General features: G+C 72.0%; 20 protein-coding genes. 13 read left to right on the forward strand and 7 right to left on the reverse strand.

Going from position 1 to position 15943, the window contains the following annotated elements:
* The first annotated feature begins 29 nt into the window (after positions 1 to 29).
* Complete coding sequence (gap, locus tag ACTWJ8_RS35430) at positions 30 to 1028, forward strand: type I glyceraldehyde-3-phosphate dehydrogenase (RefSeq protein WP_443261604.1); 999 nt, start codon at positions 30 to 32, stop codon at positions 1026 to 1028.
* A gap of 20 nt (positions 1029 to 1048) precedes the next feature.
* On the opposite strand, the gene ACTWJ8_RS35435 is transcribed toward gap, so the two are convergent.
* The 3 genes from ACTWJ8_RS35435 to ACTWJ8_RS35445 all read right to left on the reverse strand — a co-directional run bounded on the left by ACTWJ8_RS35435 (position 1049) and on the right by ACTWJ8_RS35445 (position 2946).
* Positions 1049 to 2029: an L-threonylcarbamoyladenylate synthase gene (locus ACTWJ8_RS35435; protein ID WP_443265091.1), complete on the reverse strand. Its 981-nt coding sequence runs from the start codon at positions 2027 to 2029 to the stop codon at positions 1049 to 1051.
* Positions 2030 to 2099: 70 nt separating this feature from the next.
* On the reverse strand, positions 2100 to 2732 hold the full coding sequence (locus tag ACTWJ8_RS35440) for a carbonic anhydrase (RefSeq protein WP_443265093.1): 633 nt from the start codon (positions 2730 to 2732) through the stop codon (positions 2100 to 2102).
* 67 nt (positions 2733 to 2799) lie between these two features.
* Positions 2800 to 2946: a hypothetical protein gene (locus ACTWJ8_RS35445; RefSeq protein ID WP_356373177.1), complete on the reverse strand. Its 147-nt coding sequence runs from the start codon at positions 2944 to 2946 to the stop codon at positions 2800 to 2802.
* A gap of 107 nt (positions 2947 to 3053) precedes the next feature.
* On the opposite strand from ACTWJ8_RS35445, the gene ACTWJ8_RS35450 reads away from it, so the two are divergent.
* Positions 3054 to 3992, forward strand: a complete 939-nt coding sequence (locus tag ACTWJ8_RS35450; RefSeq protein ID WP_356373176.1) for a LysR family transcriptional regulator — start codon at positions 3054 to 3056, stop codon at positions 3990 to 3992.
* 4 nt (positions 3993 to 3996) lie between these two features.
* On the opposite strand, the gene ACTWJ8_RS35455 is transcribed toward ACTWJ8_RS35450, so the two are convergent.
* Together ACTWJ8_RS35455 and ACTWJ8_RS35460 are read right to left on the reverse strand one after the other, a co-directional pair.
* Entirely contained in the window at positions 3997 to 5520 is a 1524-nt protein-coding gene (locus tag ACTWJ8_RS35455) for a catalase (RefSeq protein WP_443261606.1), read from the reverse strand.
* A gap of 169 nt (positions 5521 to 5689) precedes the next feature.
* Positions 5690 to 6640 (reverse strand): DUF998 domain-containing protein, encoded by a 951-nt coding sequence (locus tag ACTWJ8_RS35460; protein ID WP_443261607.1) that lies wholly within the window; start codon positions 6638 to 6640, stop codon positions 5690 to 5692.
* A gap of 176 nt (positions 6641 to 6816) precedes the next feature.
* Here ACTWJ8_RS35460 and ACTWJ8_RS35465 point away from each other — a divergent pair, with 176 nt between their 5' ends.
* The 7 genes from ACTWJ8_RS35465 (at position 6817) to ACTWJ8_RS35495 (ending at position 12113) form a co-directional block, all read left to right on the forward strand.
* Positions 6817 to 7395, forward strand: a complete 579-nt coding sequence (locus tag ACTWJ8_RS35465; RefSeq protein WP_443261608.1) for a TetR/AcrR family transcriptional regulator — start codon at positions 6817 to 6819, stop codon at positions 7393 to 7395.
* A gap of 119 nt (positions 7396 to 7514) precedes the next feature.
* On the forward strand, positions 7515 to 8288 hold the full coding sequence (locus ACTWJ8_RS35470; RefSeq protein ID WP_356373172.1) for a glycosyltransferase family 2 protein: 774 nt from the start codon (positions 7515 to 7517) through the stop codon (positions 8286 to 8288).
* 98 nt (positions 8289 to 8386) lie between these two features.
* Positions 8387 to 9058, forward strand: coding sequence for an RNA polymerase sigma factor (locus ACTWJ8_RS35475; RefSeq protein ID WP_356373171.1), 672 nt, complete (start codon positions 8387 to 8389; stop codon positions 9056 to 9058).
* Positions 9055 to 10128, forward strand: coding sequence for a CU044_5270 family protein (locus tag ACTWJ8_RS35480; protein WP_443261609.1), 1074 nt, complete (start codon positions 9055 to 9057; stop codon positions 10126 to 10128). Before ACTWJ8_RS35475 ends, ACTWJ8_RS35480 begins: the two co-directional genes overlap by 4 nt.
* Before the next feature lie 119 nt (positions 10129 to 10247).
* A complete protein-coding gene (locus ACTWJ8_RS35485; RefSeq protein WP_356373169.1) occupies positions 10248 to 10706 on the forward strand; it encodes a VOC family protein in 459 nt (152 codons plus the stop codon).
* 68 nt (positions 10707 to 10774) lie between these two features.
* Positions 10775 to 11113, forward strand: a complete 339-nt coding sequence (locus ACTWJ8_RS35490; protein WP_443261610.1) for a hypothetical protein — start codon at positions 10775 to 10777, stop codon at positions 11111 to 11113.
* A gap of 199 nt (positions 11114 to 11312) precedes the next feature.
* Positions 11313 to 12113: a hypothetical protein gene (locus ACTWJ8_RS35495; RefSeq protein ID WP_443261611.1), complete on the forward strand. Its 801-nt coding sequence runs from the start codon at positions 11313 to 11315 to the stop codon at positions 12111 to 12113.
* 96 nt (positions 12114 to 12209) lie between these two features.
* Here the strand turns inward: ACTWJ8_RS35495 and ACTWJ8_RS35500 are convergent, their stop codons facing one another.
* Both ACTWJ8_RS35500 and ACTWJ8_RS35505 read right to left on the reverse strand, forming a co-directional pair.
* On the reverse strand, positions 12210 to 12785 hold the full coding sequence (locus ACTWJ8_RS35500) for a hypothetical protein (RefSeq protein WP_443261612.1): 576 nt from the start codon (positions 12783 to 12785) through the stop codon (positions 12210 to 12212).
* Positions 12786 to 12846: 61 nt separating this feature from the next.
* Entirely contained in the window at positions 12847 to 13485 is a 639-nt protein-coding gene (locus tag ACTWJ8_RS35505) for a type III effector protein (RefSeq protein WP_443261614.1), read from the reverse strand.
* A gap of 131 nt (positions 13486 to 13616) precedes the next feature.
* On the opposite strand from ACTWJ8_RS35505, the gene ACTWJ8_RS35510 reads away from it, so the two are divergent.
* From ACTWJ8_RS35510 to ACTWJ8_RS35525, 4 genes are all read left to right on the forward strand, one after another.
* Complete coding sequence (locus tag ACTWJ8_RS35510; RefSeq protein WP_356373164.1) at positions 13617 to 14054, forward strand: Hsp20/alpha crystallin family protein; 438 nt, start codon at positions 13617 to 13619, stop codon at positions 14052 to 14054.
* Between the two features lie 120 nt (positions 14055 to 14174).
* On the forward strand, positions 14175 to 14582 hold the full coding sequence (locus ACTWJ8_RS35515; RefSeq protein ID WP_356373163.1) for a DUF2267 domain-containing protein: 408 nt from the start codon (positions 14175 to 14177) through the stop codon (positions 14580 to 14582).
* 71 nt (positions 14583 to 14653) lie between these two features.
* The gene (locus ACTWJ8_RS35520; protein WP_443261615.1) at positions 14654 to 15121 is read left to right on the forward strand and encodes a DUF2267 domain-containing protein; all 468 of its coding nucleotides are present in this window, start codon (positions 14654 to 14656) and stop codon (positions 15119 to 15121) included.
* Positions 15122 to 15167: 46 nt separating this feature from the next.
* Positions 15168 to 15884 carry a 3-keto-5-aminohexanoate cleavage protein gene (locus ACTWJ8_RS35525; RefSeq protein WP_443261617.1) on the forward strand — a complete coding sequence of 239 codons (717 nt, stop codon included), beginning with the start codon at positions 15168 to 15170 and terminating at the stop codon, positions 15882 to 15884.
* The last annotated feature ends 59 nt before the right edge of the window (positions 15885 to 15943 follow it).

The following is a 15943-nucleotide window of genomic DNA, read 5'->3' on the forward strand; positions in this document are numbered from 1 at the left end:
CCTGGTGGGGAACGGAAGGGACACCATTCATGACTCGCATCGCCATCAACGGATTCGGCCGCATCGGACGCAACGTGCTGCGCGCGCTCATCGAGCGGGACAGCGATCTGGAGATCGTCGCCGTCAACGACCTCACCGAGCCCACCGCGCTCGCCCGGCTGCTCGCCTACGACAGCACGGCGGGACGCCTCGGCCGCCCGGTGACCGCCGAAGGGGACGAGCTCGTCGTCGACGGCCGCCGCATCAAGGTGCTGGCCGAGCGGGAACCGGCGAAGCTGCCCTGGGCCGAACTCGACGTCGACATCGTCCTGGAGGCCACGGGCCGGTTCACCTCGGCGAAGGCCGCCCGCGCCCACCTCGACGCGGGCGCGAGGAAGGTGCTGGTCAGCGCCCCGTCGGACGGCGCCGACGTCACCCTCGCCTACGGCGTGAACACCGACGCGTACGACCCGGACGTGCACACCATCGTGTCGAACGCGTCCTGCACCACCAACGCGCTCGCGCCGCTCGCCAAGGTCCTCGACGACGTCGCGGGCATCGAGCACGGGTTCATGACGACCGTGCACGCGTACACCCAGGAGCAGAACCTCCAGGACGGCCCGCACCGCGACCCCCGCCGCGCCCGCGCCGCCGGCGTCAACATCGTGCCGACCACGACCGGCGCCGCCAAGGCGATCGGCCTGGTCCTGCCGAGCCTCGACGGCAAGCTGTCCGGCGACTCGATCCGCGTTCCCGTCCCGGTCGGCTCGATCGTCGAGCTCAACACGACGGTCGCCCGCGACGTGACGCGCGACGAGGTGCTGGCCGCCTACCGCGCAGCCGCCGAAGGACCGCTCGCCGGTGTCCTGGAGTACTCGGAGGACCCGCTGGTCTCGACCGACATCGTGGGCAACCCGGCGTCGTCGATCTTCGACTCGGCCCTCACCCGCGTCGACGGCCGACACATCAAGGTGGTCGCCTGGTACGACAACGAGTGGGGCTTCTCGAACCGGGTCATCGACACGCTGGAACTGCTCGCCGCCCGCTGACCCCTTCCGGGCCCCGGTCCCTACGCGGGACGGGGCCCGGCCGCACGGCGCAGCCGGTTGGCGATCGCGAGGCCGAGGCCCTCCTGCTCCGGCAGGTACGCCAGGATCAGATCGCAGCCCTGCCGGTCCAGCTCCCGCAGGTAGCCGTACAGGCCGCGGGCGTAGGCGTCGAGGGACGCCGGGACGGTGACCACGGCGTGCGCGTCGACGGGGGTGCCGGAGAGGTCGGCCGGCAGGAACACGCCCACCCGATGGCCGAGCTCCCGCGCGCGCTCCGCCTCGGCGACGATCTCGTCGGGGTCGACGAGGACCACGCGCGCGTTCGGCGCGTAGTGCGAGGGGTGCTGGCCCGGCACCCGGACCTCGCTGGTGTCCGGGACGTCGAGCGGGCGGCCCAGGGCCTCCTCCAGCTCCTCGCGCGTCACGCCGCCCGGCCGCAGGATGCTCAGCGACTCGCTGGTGGCGTCGATGATCGTCGACTCGACGCCGACCTCGCAGGCGCCGCCCTCGAGCACGAAGTCGACGCCGTCGCCCAGCTCGGCGCGGACGTCGTCGGCGGTGGTCGGGCTGACCGAACCGAAGCGGTTGGCGGACGGCGCCGCGACACCGCCACCGAAGGCGTCCAGGAGCGCGAGGGCCACGGGGTGGTTCGGCACCCGCACCGCCACCGTGTCCAGGCCGCCCGTCGTCTCGTACGGGACCCGCGCGCCGCGCCGCAGCACCATCGTCAGCGGCCCCGGCCAGAACCGCTCCGCCAGCAGCCGCGCCGCCTCCGGCACGTCCTCCGCCCACGCGTCCAGGTGCTCGGCGCCGCCGATGTGCACGATGAGCGGGTGGTTCGGCGGCCGGCCCTTGGTCTGGAAGATGCGGGCGACGGCCGCCGGGTCCTCGGCGTCCGCGGCGAGCCCGTACACGGTCTCCGTGGGCAGGGCGACGAGGCCGCCGGCGCGCAGCACGCCGACCGCCTTCTCGATGTCGGCGGCGTCCGCCCGTACGTCGATGTCGCTGCCGGATGCCGTCACCGGCGCGGTGTCCTTCACTGTGGTGCGCTTCTTTCGATGGGGAGGGGGATCACCGCGCGGCGGCGGCGGTTTCGCTCAGACCGTGGGAGGCGACGAGCTGCGCGGTGCCGTCGGCGAGCCGGTAGGACAGGCCCACCACGGCGAGACGCCCGGCGGCCACCTCCTCGGACAGCACACGGGACCGGTCGAGCAGCAGGTCGACGCTGTGCCGGATGTGCTCGTGCAGGATCTCCTGGTCCTCGACCCGGCCGGCCGCACGGGCGGCGAGCACGCTCGGCGTCACCCGCTCCACGACGTCGCGCACGAACCCGGCGGGCGCCCTGCCCCCGTCGGCGGCGTCCTTCGCGGCGGCGATGGCCCCGCACGAGTCGTGGCCGAGGACCACGACCAGCGGGCAGCCCAGCACGCTCACGCCGTACTCGATGCTGCCCAGCACCTCCGAACCCACGACGTGTCCCGCCGTACGGACCACGAACATGTCGCCGAGCCCCTGATCGAAGATGATCTCGGCGGCGAGGCGGGAGTCGGAGCAGCCGAACAGCACGGCGAAGGGGTTCTGGCCCGGTGCGATCTCGGTGCGCCGCGCGGCGTCCTGGTTGGGGTGCCCGGGGGTACCGGTGACGAAGCGCCGGTTGCCGTCCAGCAGCATCGCGAAGGCTTCGTCGGGCGTCGGATTCAGCATCTCAGTCACGCCCGAAGCCTACGTCCAGCAACCGGTCGGCCGCTGCCCGGGCCCCGTACGACGGTGCCTAGTACCCGCCGCCCGGCGTGTGATCCGCCAGCGCCAGCGCCCGCAGGAAGCAGCGCAGGCGCAGGAGTTGGCGGGCCGCGGCGCGCAGCGGGGACGGGTGGCGGGGCGAGTAGGCGGCGGTCCACAGGGCGGGTACGCGGTTCATGGCAGCAGGATCGGGCGACCCGGCCCGGTCGGTCCAACAGATCGAATCGCTACCTGTCATCTATGAAACCGATGGATGACTCCGGCCTCGCTCTCTAAGGTGGCGGCATGGAGATGCGTCAGCTCCGCCACTTCCTGGCGGTCGTCACGGAGGGCACGTTCACGGCCGCCGCCCGGTCCGAGCTCATCGTGCAGTCCGCGCTCAGCACGTCCATCCGCAACCTGGAGCGCGAACTGGGCGCCGACCTCTTCGACCGCACGGGCCGCCGCGTCGTGCTCACGGAGGCAGGGCGCGCCCTGTTGCCGCAGGCCAGGTCGCTCCTCGCGGGCGCCGACGCGGCCCGGGACGCGGTCGCCGCCGTCGCGGGCCTGACCACCGGACGCGTGGCCATCGGCACGATCCAGACCCTCACCTGCGTGGACCTGCCCACGGAGCTGGCCCTGTTCCACCGGCGCCTGCCCGGCATCCAGGTGTCCGTGCGCGACGCCCCCGTCGACGAGCTGTACGCGGCCCTGCGCGCGGGCGAACTCGACCTCGCCTACGTCGCCCCCGACGCGGCCGAACTCCCCGACGGGCTCGTGGAGTTCGGCTCCTGGCAGGAGGAACTGGTGCTCATCACGGCGCCGGGACACCCCCTGGCGGACGCGGGCCGCACCCTGATCCGGGACCTCGCCCACGAGTCGTTCATCGACTTCCGTGCCGGCACCGGCCTGGAGACGGCGGTGCGCCGACTGTCCGCCCACTGCGGACTCGACCGCCGCATCACCTGCGACGTGACGCAGATCGGCATGCTGGTGGCCCTGGTCGGGGCGGGCATCGGCGTCGCGTTCGTGCCCCGCCGCATCGGCGAGGACGCGGGCCTCCCGTGCGTCCGCATCCGCCAGCCGGACCCGGGCCGCACGGTCGTCCTCGCCGGCCGCGGCCCCACCCACCGCAACCCGGCCGCCACCGCCCTGATCGACCACCTCACCCGGGGCGACGACACGACAGCGGGCGCGAGCCGGCGGCCGGCCCGCGCCCGATCGTCCGCCACCGCGCGGCGATAGCGCCCTACGCCTTGTCCTGCATGCTGCTCCGCGCCGGATTCGCCTGCTCCGAGGCCTTCGGGTCCTTCTCGTCGGCCTTGGCGCGCACGCCCTGCTTGATGCGGTCGCCGATGGTCCGGTCGATGTTCGACCAGTACTCGAAGGCCCGCTGGAGCACCGGCTCGGTCACCCCGTTGAGGAGGTGGCCGACCACGTTGTCCACGAGGCGGTCGCGCGCCGCGTCGTCGAGGACCTCGCGCACCAGCGTGCCCGGCTGGCCCCAGTCGTCGTCCTCGGCGTGGTCGACGTACGCGGCGCGCGTGATGTCACCGTCCGCGTACCAGCTCGGCGGCGTGCCGTAGCGGGCCGTGTCGGCCGCCGGACCGCCCTTGGAGTTCGGTGCGTACACCGGGTCCTCGGTCTTCCGGTACGCCATGGCCCCGTCCTTGGAGTACGTGTGGACGGGCGCGACCGGCGCGTTGACGGGCAGCTGCTGGTAGTTGCCGCCGATGCGGTAGCGGTGCGCGTCGGCGTACGAGAACAGCCGGGCGAGCAGCATCCGGTCGGGGCTGGGGCCGATGCCGGGAACCAGGTTGTTCGGCTGGAACGCGGCCTGCTCGATCTCCGCGTGGTTGTCCGTCGGATTGCGGTCGAGCGTCATCTTGCCGACCTCCACCAGCGGATAGTCGGCGTGCGGCCACACCTTGGTGAGGTCGAACGGGTTGAACCGGTAGTTCGCCGCCTCCTCGTACGGCATGACCTGCACGTACAGCGTCCAGCTCGGGAAGTCCCCGTCGCGGATGTGCTCGAAGAGGTCCCGCGTGTGGTAGTCCGTGTCGGCCGCGGCCATCTGGTCGCCCTCGTGCTGCGTGAAGCACTCGATGCCCTGGTCGGTCTTGAAGTGGTACTTCACCCAGAACCGCTCGCCCTTGGCGTTGATCCACATGTAGGTGTGCGACGTGTAGCCGTTCATGTGGCGCCAGGTCCGCGGGATGCCGCGGTCGCCCATCAGCCACGTCACCTGGTGCGCGGACTCGGGGGAGAGGGTCCAGAAGTCCCACTGCATGTCGTGGTCGCGGAGGTTGTTGTCGGCGCGGCGCTTCTGGGAGCGGATGAAGTGCTGGAACTTCATCGGGTCCTTCACGAAGAACACCGGGGTGTTGTTCCCCACCATGTCGTAGTTGCCCTCGGTGGTGTAGAACTTCACCGCGAATCCGCGCGGGTCGCGCCAGGTGTCGGGGCTGCCGCGCTCACCCGCGACCGTGGAGAAGCGGGCCACCAGATCGGTCCGCGTGCCGGGCTGGAACACCGCGGCCTTCGTGTACGGACTCACGTCCGCGGTCACCTGGAAGTGGCCGAAGGCGCCGCTGCCCTTGGCGTGCGGCTGGCGCTCCGGAATCCGCTCCCGGTTGAACTGCGCCATCTGTTCGATCAGATACGAGTCCTGGAGAAGGATCGGGCCACCGGCGCCGACGGTGAGGGAGTGCTCATCGCTCTCGACCGGTACGCCGGCATCCGTGGTGGTCGGGTTGGCCTTGTCGTCACTCATGAGCTGCGCGTGCCTTTCGACGGGATTCGCTCTGCGCGGCGGCGGCCCTGCGGGGGTGCGGACCGGAGGTCGTTTCGGACGGAACCGCCTCCGGAAAGGGCACACACCGGGCATACCGACGACATCACCCATGCTGCGGCCTCCGTGCGCACCCGGCCATTCGGGCAGCTCACACGCAGTGCCCCCGGACCCGCCTCCCGCCCGCCCAGAGCAGCAGGACCGCGCCCAGGGCCAGGAGCACGTGCCCGGCGAGATTCACGGCGCCGCCCGACCCCTGATCAGGCGTCTGCCCGAAGCCGACCCAGGCGTACGTCAAGGTGGCTCCAGCCGCGAGGGCGAAGACGTGCCGAGGCCCCCAGTCGAGGGCGCGCGCCCAAAGCCGTACGACACCCGCACCCACCACGGCGACCGCGAGCGCGGCGCCCACACCCCACCAGCTCGGCTGCAGCACCAGCCAGAAGGCGCTCGTGCCCGCGCACGCGACGGCACCGACGACGAGCGGCCGCGGTGCCCGGCGCCCTTCGAGCCCGGCCCGCGGCCGGGGGATCAGGAACGCGCCCGCCACGAGCCCGACCACCACCACGGCCGTCCCCGACAGCAGCGGCCACGGCGCCATGAACCCGCTCTCGTCGTAACTGCCCCACCCCACGACCGCGGCCCCCAGCACCAGCAGCCCGCCCGTGACACCGAGCCCGAACCGCCCGAGCCACGGCCGGTCCGCACGTTCCGGCACCAGGGCCTCCACGAGCGCGATCGGCACCGCGATGCTCCACAGCGCGTGCACGGCCAGCACGGAGACCAGCCCGTACGCCCCCGTGCCGACGAGCGGGATCGGCGTCACGCTCACCATGTCGTAGTTGCCGGAGTAATCGGCATTGAACAGCATCTGGTCAAGCAGCCCCTCCTCCAGCAGCGCGTACGCGGCGCCCAGCAGCAGGATCGACCCCCAGCCCCTACCGGTCCTGCGCACGACCTCACGGATGAGCAGGGCCCCGCTGCCGTAGAGCAGCGCGAGCACCGGCAGCAGCGCCAGGGCGTCGAGGGACGTGGCGCCCAGGAGCATCTCGCCGATCACGGGCGAGAGGAAGAAGAGGCCCACCGCGGGCGTGACGTGTCGCATACGGCCGACGCTACGGAGACCGGGGAAGGCGGCGGATCGGCCGAAGGGAGGCGCCGCCGCGACTTTGGTAGCGGGTTCCGGCGCCCGCCGTCCGTCGCTCGACACCGCGCGGATCTCCGCCGAACGCCACGACCGACTACAATGTGTGCGCCATTTACATATCGGGAGTGTGGCCCATGGCCGAGGGCAAGGCGTACCACCACGGCGATCTGCGGGCGGCCTGTCTGCGGGCCGCGCGGGAACTGCTGGAGGAGGACGGGAGCGCCGGTCTCTCGCTGCGCGCGGTGGCGCGCCGTGCCGGGGTGTCGGCGGCGGCGCCGTACCGCCACTACGCGGACCGCGACGCGCTCGTCTCCGCCGTGGCGGCCGAGGGCTACCGCGAACTCGCGGGGCTGCTGACCGCGGCCCACCCCGCCCCCTCGACGCCGGACGAGCTCGCGGACGTGGCCGTGGTGTACGTCCGGTTCGCCCTCGACCACCCGGCCCTGTTCCGTGCGATGTTCGCCGAGCCCTGCGACCCGACCAGCGAGGAGCGCGTCGCCGCGACGGCCGTCATCTCCGAGTACGTCCAGGCCATCGTCCGCGACGCCTTCCCGGACTCGGGTTCCGCCGCCCTGTCGACCACGGTGTGGGCGCTCGTGCACGGCCTGGCCTTCCTCCACCTCGACGGCAAGCTCGACGCGTCCACTCCGGAGACGGTCGAGGAACAGGTGCGCGGCGCGGTGGCGGCACTGTTCGAGGTCGTGAAGGCGTAGAGGTTGTCCGGGGACGTGAAGGCGTAGAGCGGCACGGGCGTGGGGCTCGCGGCCGCTCCTCCCGCTCCGGATGTTTGAATAGGCCGTCGTCCCAGCCCAGGCTGAATTGGAGTAGCTCGGTGCCCCTGGTTTCTGTCGTGATGCCCGTCTACAACGCGGCGGCGACACTCGGTGCGGCCGTACGGTCTGTCCTCACGCAGACCCACAGCGACCTGGAACTCCTGATCACCGACGACCAGTCGTCCGACGACTCCATGGAGCTCCTCAGGGAGTTCGCACGGCAGGACGAGCGCGTCCTGCCGGAGTCGGCGCCCGAGCAGGGCGGCGCGGGGCGGGCCCGCAACCTCGCCATCGAACGGGCGAAGGGCGACTACATCGCCTTCCTCGACAGCGACGACATGTGGCTGCCGGAGAAGACCGAGCGGCAGCTCGCCTTCGCGGCCCAGGGCAGCGCGCCCCTGACGTTCACCTCGTACTTCAAGATGGACGCCGACCACGACGGCGAGAGCACCGACTTCGTGCCGAACGGGCGGGTGATCGCCGCGAAGGAGCACGTGGACTACCGCCAGATGCTGGTACGGGACTACATCGGCGCCCTGACCGCCATGTACGACCGCAACGTGCTCGGCACGCGGCTCATGCCGGAGATGCGCAAGCGCCAGGATTACGCCCTGTGGCTGTCGATCATGCGGGACGGCCACGACGCGCGCGGCCTGGCCGAACCCCTCGCGGTGTACCGGGCCCACCAGGCGGGCTCCCTGTCCTCCAACAAGCTCGGCCTCGTCCAGTACAACTGGGAGCTGTACCGCAAGCACGAACACCTGTCGGTGCCGCGGTCGACGCGGGCCCTGGCCGGTGCCGTGTGGCAGTCCCTGCGCAACTCGCGGATCTAGTCACTCCCCTTCTGCGGTTCTCCAGTTCTCCGGTTCTCCGGCCGGGCGGTGTGGCGCGCTTCACAGCAGCGCGTGCGCCCGCGTGGACAGACAAGGGTGTGGAGACTTCACTGCGCGCCCGGGTGCGCGACGGGGACCCCGACGCGTTCGGGGAGCTGTTCGACGAGCATGCCGCGGCGGTCCACCGGCATGCCGTACGGCTGACCGGTCACGGACGGCACGGCGCCGTGGCCGACGACATCGTGTCGCTGACCTTCCTGGAGGCCTGGCGGCTGCGCGGGCGGGTGCTGCCGGGGGAGGGGAGCCTGCGGCCGTGGCTCCTCGGCATCGCGACGAACGTCGCGCGCAACACTGCGCGAGCGGCCCGCAGACATCAGGCCGCCCTGGCCCGGGTGCCGCCGCCCGCCCCCGCTCCCGACATCGCGGACGAGGTGGTCCAGCGGCTCGCCGACGCCGATGAACTGGCCGCGGCGCACCGGGCGTTGAGCCGACTGCGGCGCGGCGAGCGTGAGGTGTTCACGCTGTGCGTGTGGGAGGGGCTCAGCTCCGCAGCGGCGGCGGAGGCCCTGGGCGTCGCGGTCGGCACCGTGCGCGCCCGGCTCTCCCGGGCGCGCAAACGGCTGCGCCACCTCGCCGCGTCCGAACTCGCCTCCGGGGCCGACGAACGGCCCGACGGCCCGCAACGCCCTGCCGCGGTCGGACAGTTACCGGTTGGCCGCACTCCCGCGGCCCGGTCCACGCAAGCGCCGACACAGGAGAAGAGGCCATGAACGGCAACCCGCGACGAAGCGGCCGCCGGGCCCTCGGCCAGGACGGCCCGGACGGCCAGAACCCCGATGAGTACCGGGAGTTGGCCGATCTGCTGCCGGCGCCCGGCCGACCGGAGCTCGGACAGGACCGCCACCGCGTTCTGAGGGAGCACATGATGGAGCACATCACCCGGGAATCCGCCCGGCCCACCGAGCCCGACCGCCGCGCGACCCTCTCACTCTCCCCGCTGCCGCCTCCCTCGCGCCGGTTCCGGCGCCTCGCCGCGCCGCTCGCGCTGGCCGTCGTCGTGACCGCAGGGGCCGTCGTGGTCGACCACGTGCGGGACGGCTCGGGCGGCTCGGGCACGCAACAGGTCACCGTGGCCGAGCGCCGCGAGGCCGAGCGGCTGCTGAACCGGATCGCGGGCGCCGCGGGCCGCCGCCCCGCCGACACCGTGCGCGACGACCAGTACATCTACACCAGGTCCCAGGGCGACTCGTCCGTGCTGGGCGGCCCGGACCGGCTCGTCAAGGACCGCGACGGCGACACCGTCGGGGCCGTCCCCTACGAAGGGCCGGTGGTGAGCGAGCAGTGGGACCCCGTCGACGGCAAGCGCGACGGGCTGCGCAGGTACGAGGCGCTCGACGCTCGCGACTGGCCAGAGGAGGCGCGGACGCAGGACATGGCGATGTCCGGGGTGCCGTATCTGACGTTCCGCGAACTGCGGGCGCTGCCCACCGACCCGGACGCGCTGCTCGAGAAGCTCTACCGCGACACCAAGGGCGTGCAGTCGGACCGGACCGAGGCCGTCGTCGAGTACATCCGCGTCATCCTCGGCCAGGCCACGCTGCTGCCCGACCTGGGCGCCGCGCTCTACCGTGCCACGGCCCGGCTGCCCGGTGTCCGCGTCGTGCGGACCGTCGAGGACGCCGCGGGCCGCAAGGGCATCGGGCTCGCCTTCGCGGGCTCGCGGGACCACGTGACCTGGGTCTTCGACCGGTCGAGCCTGGCCTACCTCGGCACGACGAGGACCGCCCTGCTGGAGGTGGGCGTGGCCGACCAGAAGGGGCGGGCACCGAAGGGCTCCTGACGTTCTGGGTGTGCTCGAAGCGGCGCACCCCGGCCCGAGGAACCCGGGGTGCTGGCTTGTTCGGCATCTCTTGGGGAGACTCGACAAGCCCGGAACGAGAAGGCCCGGAAAGGGATCCCATGACATTCATCCGGCACTTCGACCACGTCGGCATCACCGTCGCCGACCTCGACGCGGTCACGGAGTTCTTCGTCGGACTCGGCCTGGAGGCCGACGGGAAGATGGCGGTCGAGGGGGAGTTCCTGGACACGGTGATCGGCACGACCGGCGCCCGTACGGAGATCGTCATGCTGCGCTCGCCCGACGGCGGTACGACGCTGGAGCTGTCGAGCTTCACGCGCCCCGACCACCTCCCGGGCTCGCCCGCCGCGCCGGCCAACGAACTGGGCCTGCGCAACGTCGCCTTCGAGGTGCACGACCTCCGGGCCGCGGTCGACCACGCGGCGGCCGCCGGTTACGGACTGGTGGGAGGCATCGGCGAGTACGAGGGCATGTGGCGGATGGCGTACGTCCGCGGGCCCGAAGGGATCATCGTGTCGTTGGCGGAACGCGTCGACAAGCAGCGCCTGGAGAAGTAGCGGGCCGAGTAGTGGCGGTCGAGCGGTAACGCACGGAGAAGTGACACATCGAGCAGGTGGGAGACACCGTGAGCGCGAACGTGACCGACGAACAGATTCAGGCGCTGGCCGCGACGGCCAAGCCGTACAGCCTGGCCCTGCTGCACTGGGGACCCGAGCGGACCATGGACGGCGCGGACGCGGTGGAACTCGAACACCAGCGACGCATGGTGTCGCTGCGCGCCGACGGGGTGATCGCGATCCTGTGTCCGGTCGCATCGGACGACGTGGCGGGAGCCGCGATCATGACCGTTCCGGCGGAGGAGGCCGCGGAGATCATGGCGGGGGATCCCTGCGTACGAGCAGGGATGATGCGCGTCGAGGTGCACCCGTGTCATGGCTTCCCCGGGGACACGCTTCCCGGGTGAGCGGTCCGGCGCCCGGCGCGGCCGTCGCCGTTGCTGCACCCGGCTGACACGGTGTCTCAGGGGCACGTTGAGATCGTCATCACCTCGTAACGGCGCTTCCCCCGCACGCATCCGATCGTGCAGGCTCAAGATCGAACAAGGGCGCACAGCCCGACCGTTCGACCGACCGCACGCTCACACCGCACGGGGGAACCACACCATGCTTCGCAACCACCGCCGCAAGGCCGTCCTGACCGCCGCCGCCCTGATGGCCACCACCACCCTGCTCACCGCCTGCCAGGGCGGCGCCGACGCCAGCGACACGTCCAGCGACTCGAAGGCATCCGCCTCGACCGCGGCCTCCGACGCGAAGGCGGACGCGAAGGGCGAGGCGGGCAGCGGCGGTTCGGGTTCCGCGGGCGGCACGCAGTCGCAGTCCGGCGGTGGCGCGGCGAAGGGCAAGGGTGTGAGCGGCACCTGGTTCGGCACCGTGTCCTACCTGGCCCCGGGCAAGTACACGGTCAGCGACCTGAAGGGCACCGAGCAGGCGTTCTTCACCTCGACCGACACCGACATCGAGGGTGCGGGGGAGATCTGCGGCGACGCCGACGGGCAGGCCGCCACGCCGTGCTCGGAGCAGCAGCTGGAGGCCGCCGCGAAGAAGGGCGTCTCGGCCACGGTGAAGATCAAGAACGGGACGGCCGTCAGTATCGTCGAGGACCACGCCGGCAGCGGCGGCGGTGACGGAGACACCGGCAAGCCCAGCGGCCTGCGCTCCGGTGAACTCGGCTACCTGGCGCCGGGCAAGTACTCCCTGCGCGACAGCGACGGAAACACGCTCTCCTTCTACAGCGCGACCGCCACGACCATCAACGGCAACGGCTGGATCTGCGGCGAGAACGGCGACAACAAGCGCTGCACCGAGGGCGAACTCGAAGCCGCGGCCAAGAAGGGCGGCGTACGCGTCGTCGTGAAGCTCGACAACGGCGCCGCCGTCACCATCGACGAAGAGCACAACTGAGCCACAGCTTCCGTCACCGGTTTCCGCCTGAGCCGCACTCGGTCCGCCGGGTGCGGCTCGACCGCTTTCGGCCCGGTCCCACGCGCGCGGGCTCCGTCAGAGCTTGCCTCCCACGACGACCGTGCGATGCCCGCCGAGCGCGCGGGCGAGACCGTCGAGGAACCCGGGGCTGAACTCGGGCCAGCCCCAGAACTCGAAGCCGAGGTACCCGAAGGCGAAGTAGTCGTCCGACCAGGTCCACGCGGTCAGGTCGGCAGGGCGTCGGCACCGCGGGCAGTCGACCGTCGCGCTGCCCATGTCGCTCCAGTCCTCGATGGCCTCGCCGAAGACGTCCCACGCACCCTCGATCTCCTCCAGCCGGTCGGTGTAAAAGTCCGTCCGCCCGGAACAGTGCGGGCACACCGCGAACATGGGGTCGCCCTGACCGCAGGTGAACACGGTGCGGCCGGTCTCGATCCTGAGTCCGCCGTCGGGCTCCCAGCCCTCCTCACCGACCGCCTTGGCCCAGGAGGGACCGGGCGGATGCCCCGACGGCGCCCCGAGCACGCAGTCGGTGAGCTCGGCGCGGACGATCCCCTCCCTGACCAGCCAGTCGAGCGCGCCGTCCGCCAGGGTTCCGGCGTCCGCGTGCGTGGCGTCGAGGTCGACGACGGTCTGAAAGTAGTTCCCCATGAGGCAACAGTAGAAGCAGCCACTGACAGTGCGGCACGCGTGAGTTCCGCTTCCCGCGCGTTCACGGCCGCTGTTCGTCGCCCCCGTCTCCCGTACGCCCGCCCAGCAGCTCGCTGAGCCGGTCGGCGAGCGGGGCGTGGTGGCGGTCGAGGTAGGGGTGGGCGTCCGACAGGGGCGGCAGCAGGGCGCTCGCGTCGTCGGCGCCGAGCGCCTCCGTCAGACGGGCGCGGGTCGGTGACGGTACGTCGGTGAGCGCGCTGATCTGACCGGCGAGCGTGCGCAGCCCCGCGGCGTTCGTACGGGCCCAGGCCGCCTGGCTGCGGTCGGAGGCCCGCCGGCGCCGGGTGGCCTGCACGCGCTGCTCGCCGGTCGTGCCGGGAGCGCCCGGTCGCAGTCGCAGATAGCGGCGCTCGGCCGCCTGCCGGCTCGCGACGCCGAGCGGATCCGCCAGGTCGGCCCAGCTGGCGCCCGCGTCCCGGGCGGTCTCGATGAGCCCCGGCTCCCATCCGGCGAGCTGCTCGCGCAACTGCCGCAGCAGCAGAAGCGCGGCGAGCGCCTGCGCCGGATCGGTGTCGGGGGCGGCCGTGTCGGGCCGCGCGGCCTGAGCGCCCCGCACGCTCTTCTCGATCGATTTGAGCGCGTGATCGGCGGCGAGAAAGGAGGCGGGCGCCGTCGGCACGCCGCGGTCGTCGGTGGTCATCAGCACCCCTCGTCTCGTGTCATCCATTCGATGACGACCGTGTTTGTCATCCGATGGACGACATGCTACAACAGGAACAGGTGACAGCGCATGGCAGACACTGCCTGGACCTACGTGGAGGTGTATTCACGATGCTGATGCGCACCGACCCTTTCCGTGAACTGGACCGGATCACCCAGCAGTTCCTCGACAACACGACCGGCTCGTGGACACGGCCCTCCGCGATGCCGATGGACGCCTACCGCGACGGCGACGCGTACGTGATCGCCTTCGATCTCCCGGGCGTCGACCCGGACGCGATCGACATCGACGTCGAGCGGAACATGCTGACCGTCAAGGCCGAGCGGCGCCCGCTGGCCAAGGGCGACGAGGTGCAGGTCGAACTGTCCGAGCGCCCGCTGGGTGTCTTCTCCCGCCAGATCATGCTCGCCGACACGCTCGACACCGAGCACATCGACGCGGACTACGACGCCGGGGTCCTCACCGTCCGCATCCCGATCGCCGAGCGCGCCAAGCCCCGCAAGATCAGCATCAGCGCGGGCAAGGACCGCAAGCAGATCAGCGCCTGAAACCGTGACACTCGGCGTCGATCCGGGGCGCGGCGGGCGGCAGCCACCGTACGACCCTCCCCTTCGGGCCGCCCGCCCCGCCCCTCCTCGTCCGCCGACCGCACACATCCGGGGGCACGCATGGTCATGCGAGGGGACGTCTTTCTCGAACAGGTCCAGGAGCGCGGCCGATACGACGATCGCGTGGAGGCGGAACGCGCCGCGCGTACCGTGCTGGCACTGCTCGGCGCGCACCTGGTCGGCGAGGTCCGCGCCGAACTCGCCGCCCGGCTGCCCGAGGCCTTCGCCCTCATCCTGCTCAACCCGTTGCAGGCCGCCGAGCCGTTGAGTCCCGAACGGTTCGTGCGGGCCACCGCCGCGTGGATCGAGGGCGCCACCGAACGGACCGCCGCATGGGACGTCGGCGCCGTACTGAGCGTCGCCGCCGACGCGGCGGGAGAGGACCTGACGCGGCGCGTCCTGCTCCAACTCCCGCCCGGCTACGACCTCCTCTTCGGCCGCCCGGCCGAGCCGACGACCCAGCCCTGACCCACGCCCGTACCGACAACTCGATATCTCGATACTCGACAATCACCTTTTACAGAAGGGAACTTCGAGCGATGCATCCGGCAGACCCCACCACCAGTCAGCTGTGGTCCGACGCGACCTACGAGCAGTTGCTGGAGCGCGTGAGGTACGAGGGTGTCTACGCCACCCGTGAGCAGGCCGAACAGGTCACCACCGACGTCCTCGCCGCTCTCGGCCGCCGCCTCACCGGCGACGAACGCGTCGACCTCGCGGCCCGCCTCCCGTTCACGGCCGCCCGCACCCTCACCTGCCAGATCCCCGACACCGAGCCGCTGACCGGCTGGGCCTTCGTCCAGGACATCGCCAACCGCACCGGCGGCAGCATCGCCTGCACCCGCTGGGCGGTCGGCACGGTCCTGCGCGCGGTCGCGGCCCTGGCGGGCCCCGAACTCCTCGACCGCATCCTCGCCCAACTCCCGCCCGGATACGCCCTTCTCTTCGGCCGCGCGGAACTCACGCAACGCCGCCCTGACAGTCGGTTGGCGGGGGCGGGGAACTGAGCGGTCCCCGCCGCCGACCGCCCCGCCACCTGGCATCATCCGACCCATGCTCCAGGTGTGCCTGAACGGATCCCGTACGCGGGAACAGTGCCCGACGCTGCCCGTCTCGGCGGCGGAACTCGCCGACGCCGCCCGCGCCGCGGTCGACGCGGGGGCCGAGGACATTCACCTCCACCCCAAGAAGCCCGACGGCACGGACACCCTCGACCCCGACGTCGTAGCGGCGGCGATCGAGCACGTACGGGCCGCGGTCCCCGGCGTCCCCGTCGGTGTCACCACGGGGGCGTGGGCCGTGCCCGACCCGCGCGAACGGGCGCGGCTCGTCCGGGCCTGGGACGTGCTGCCCGACCACGCCTCGGTCAACTGGCACGAGGAGGGCGCCGCCTCGGTCGCGGAAGCGCTGCTGGAGAGGGGCGTCGGCGTCGAGGCCGGCGTCTACTCGGGGACCGGTGCGGCCGCCCGCCTCCGCCGGTCCTCGCTCGCCGGTCACGTCCTGCGCGTCCTCGCCGAAGTCGTCGACCACGAAGCGGACGCCGCCACGCACGCCGCGCCCACCCTCCTCCGCGCACTGCGATCCGCCGTCGACGCCCCGATCCTGCTGCACGGAGAGGAGGGCGGAGCCTGGCCCGTCCTCCGCATGGCCGTGGCACTCGGCCTCGACACCCGCATCGGCCTGGAGGACGTCCTCCACGACCACGACGGCACGCCCGCCGGCGACAACGCGACGCTGGTGGCGAGCGCCGCACGGCTGGTGCGGCAATAGCGGTGACGGCCGGGCAAGTTGATGTGCGAAGCTGCCCTCGTCCGATCTTGATTCCGGAG

This window comes from Streptomyces sp. SDT5-1, assembly GCF_052245995.1.
Classification (GTDB): Bacteria; Actinomycetota; Actinomycetes; order Streptomycetales; family Streptomycetaceae; genus Streptomyces.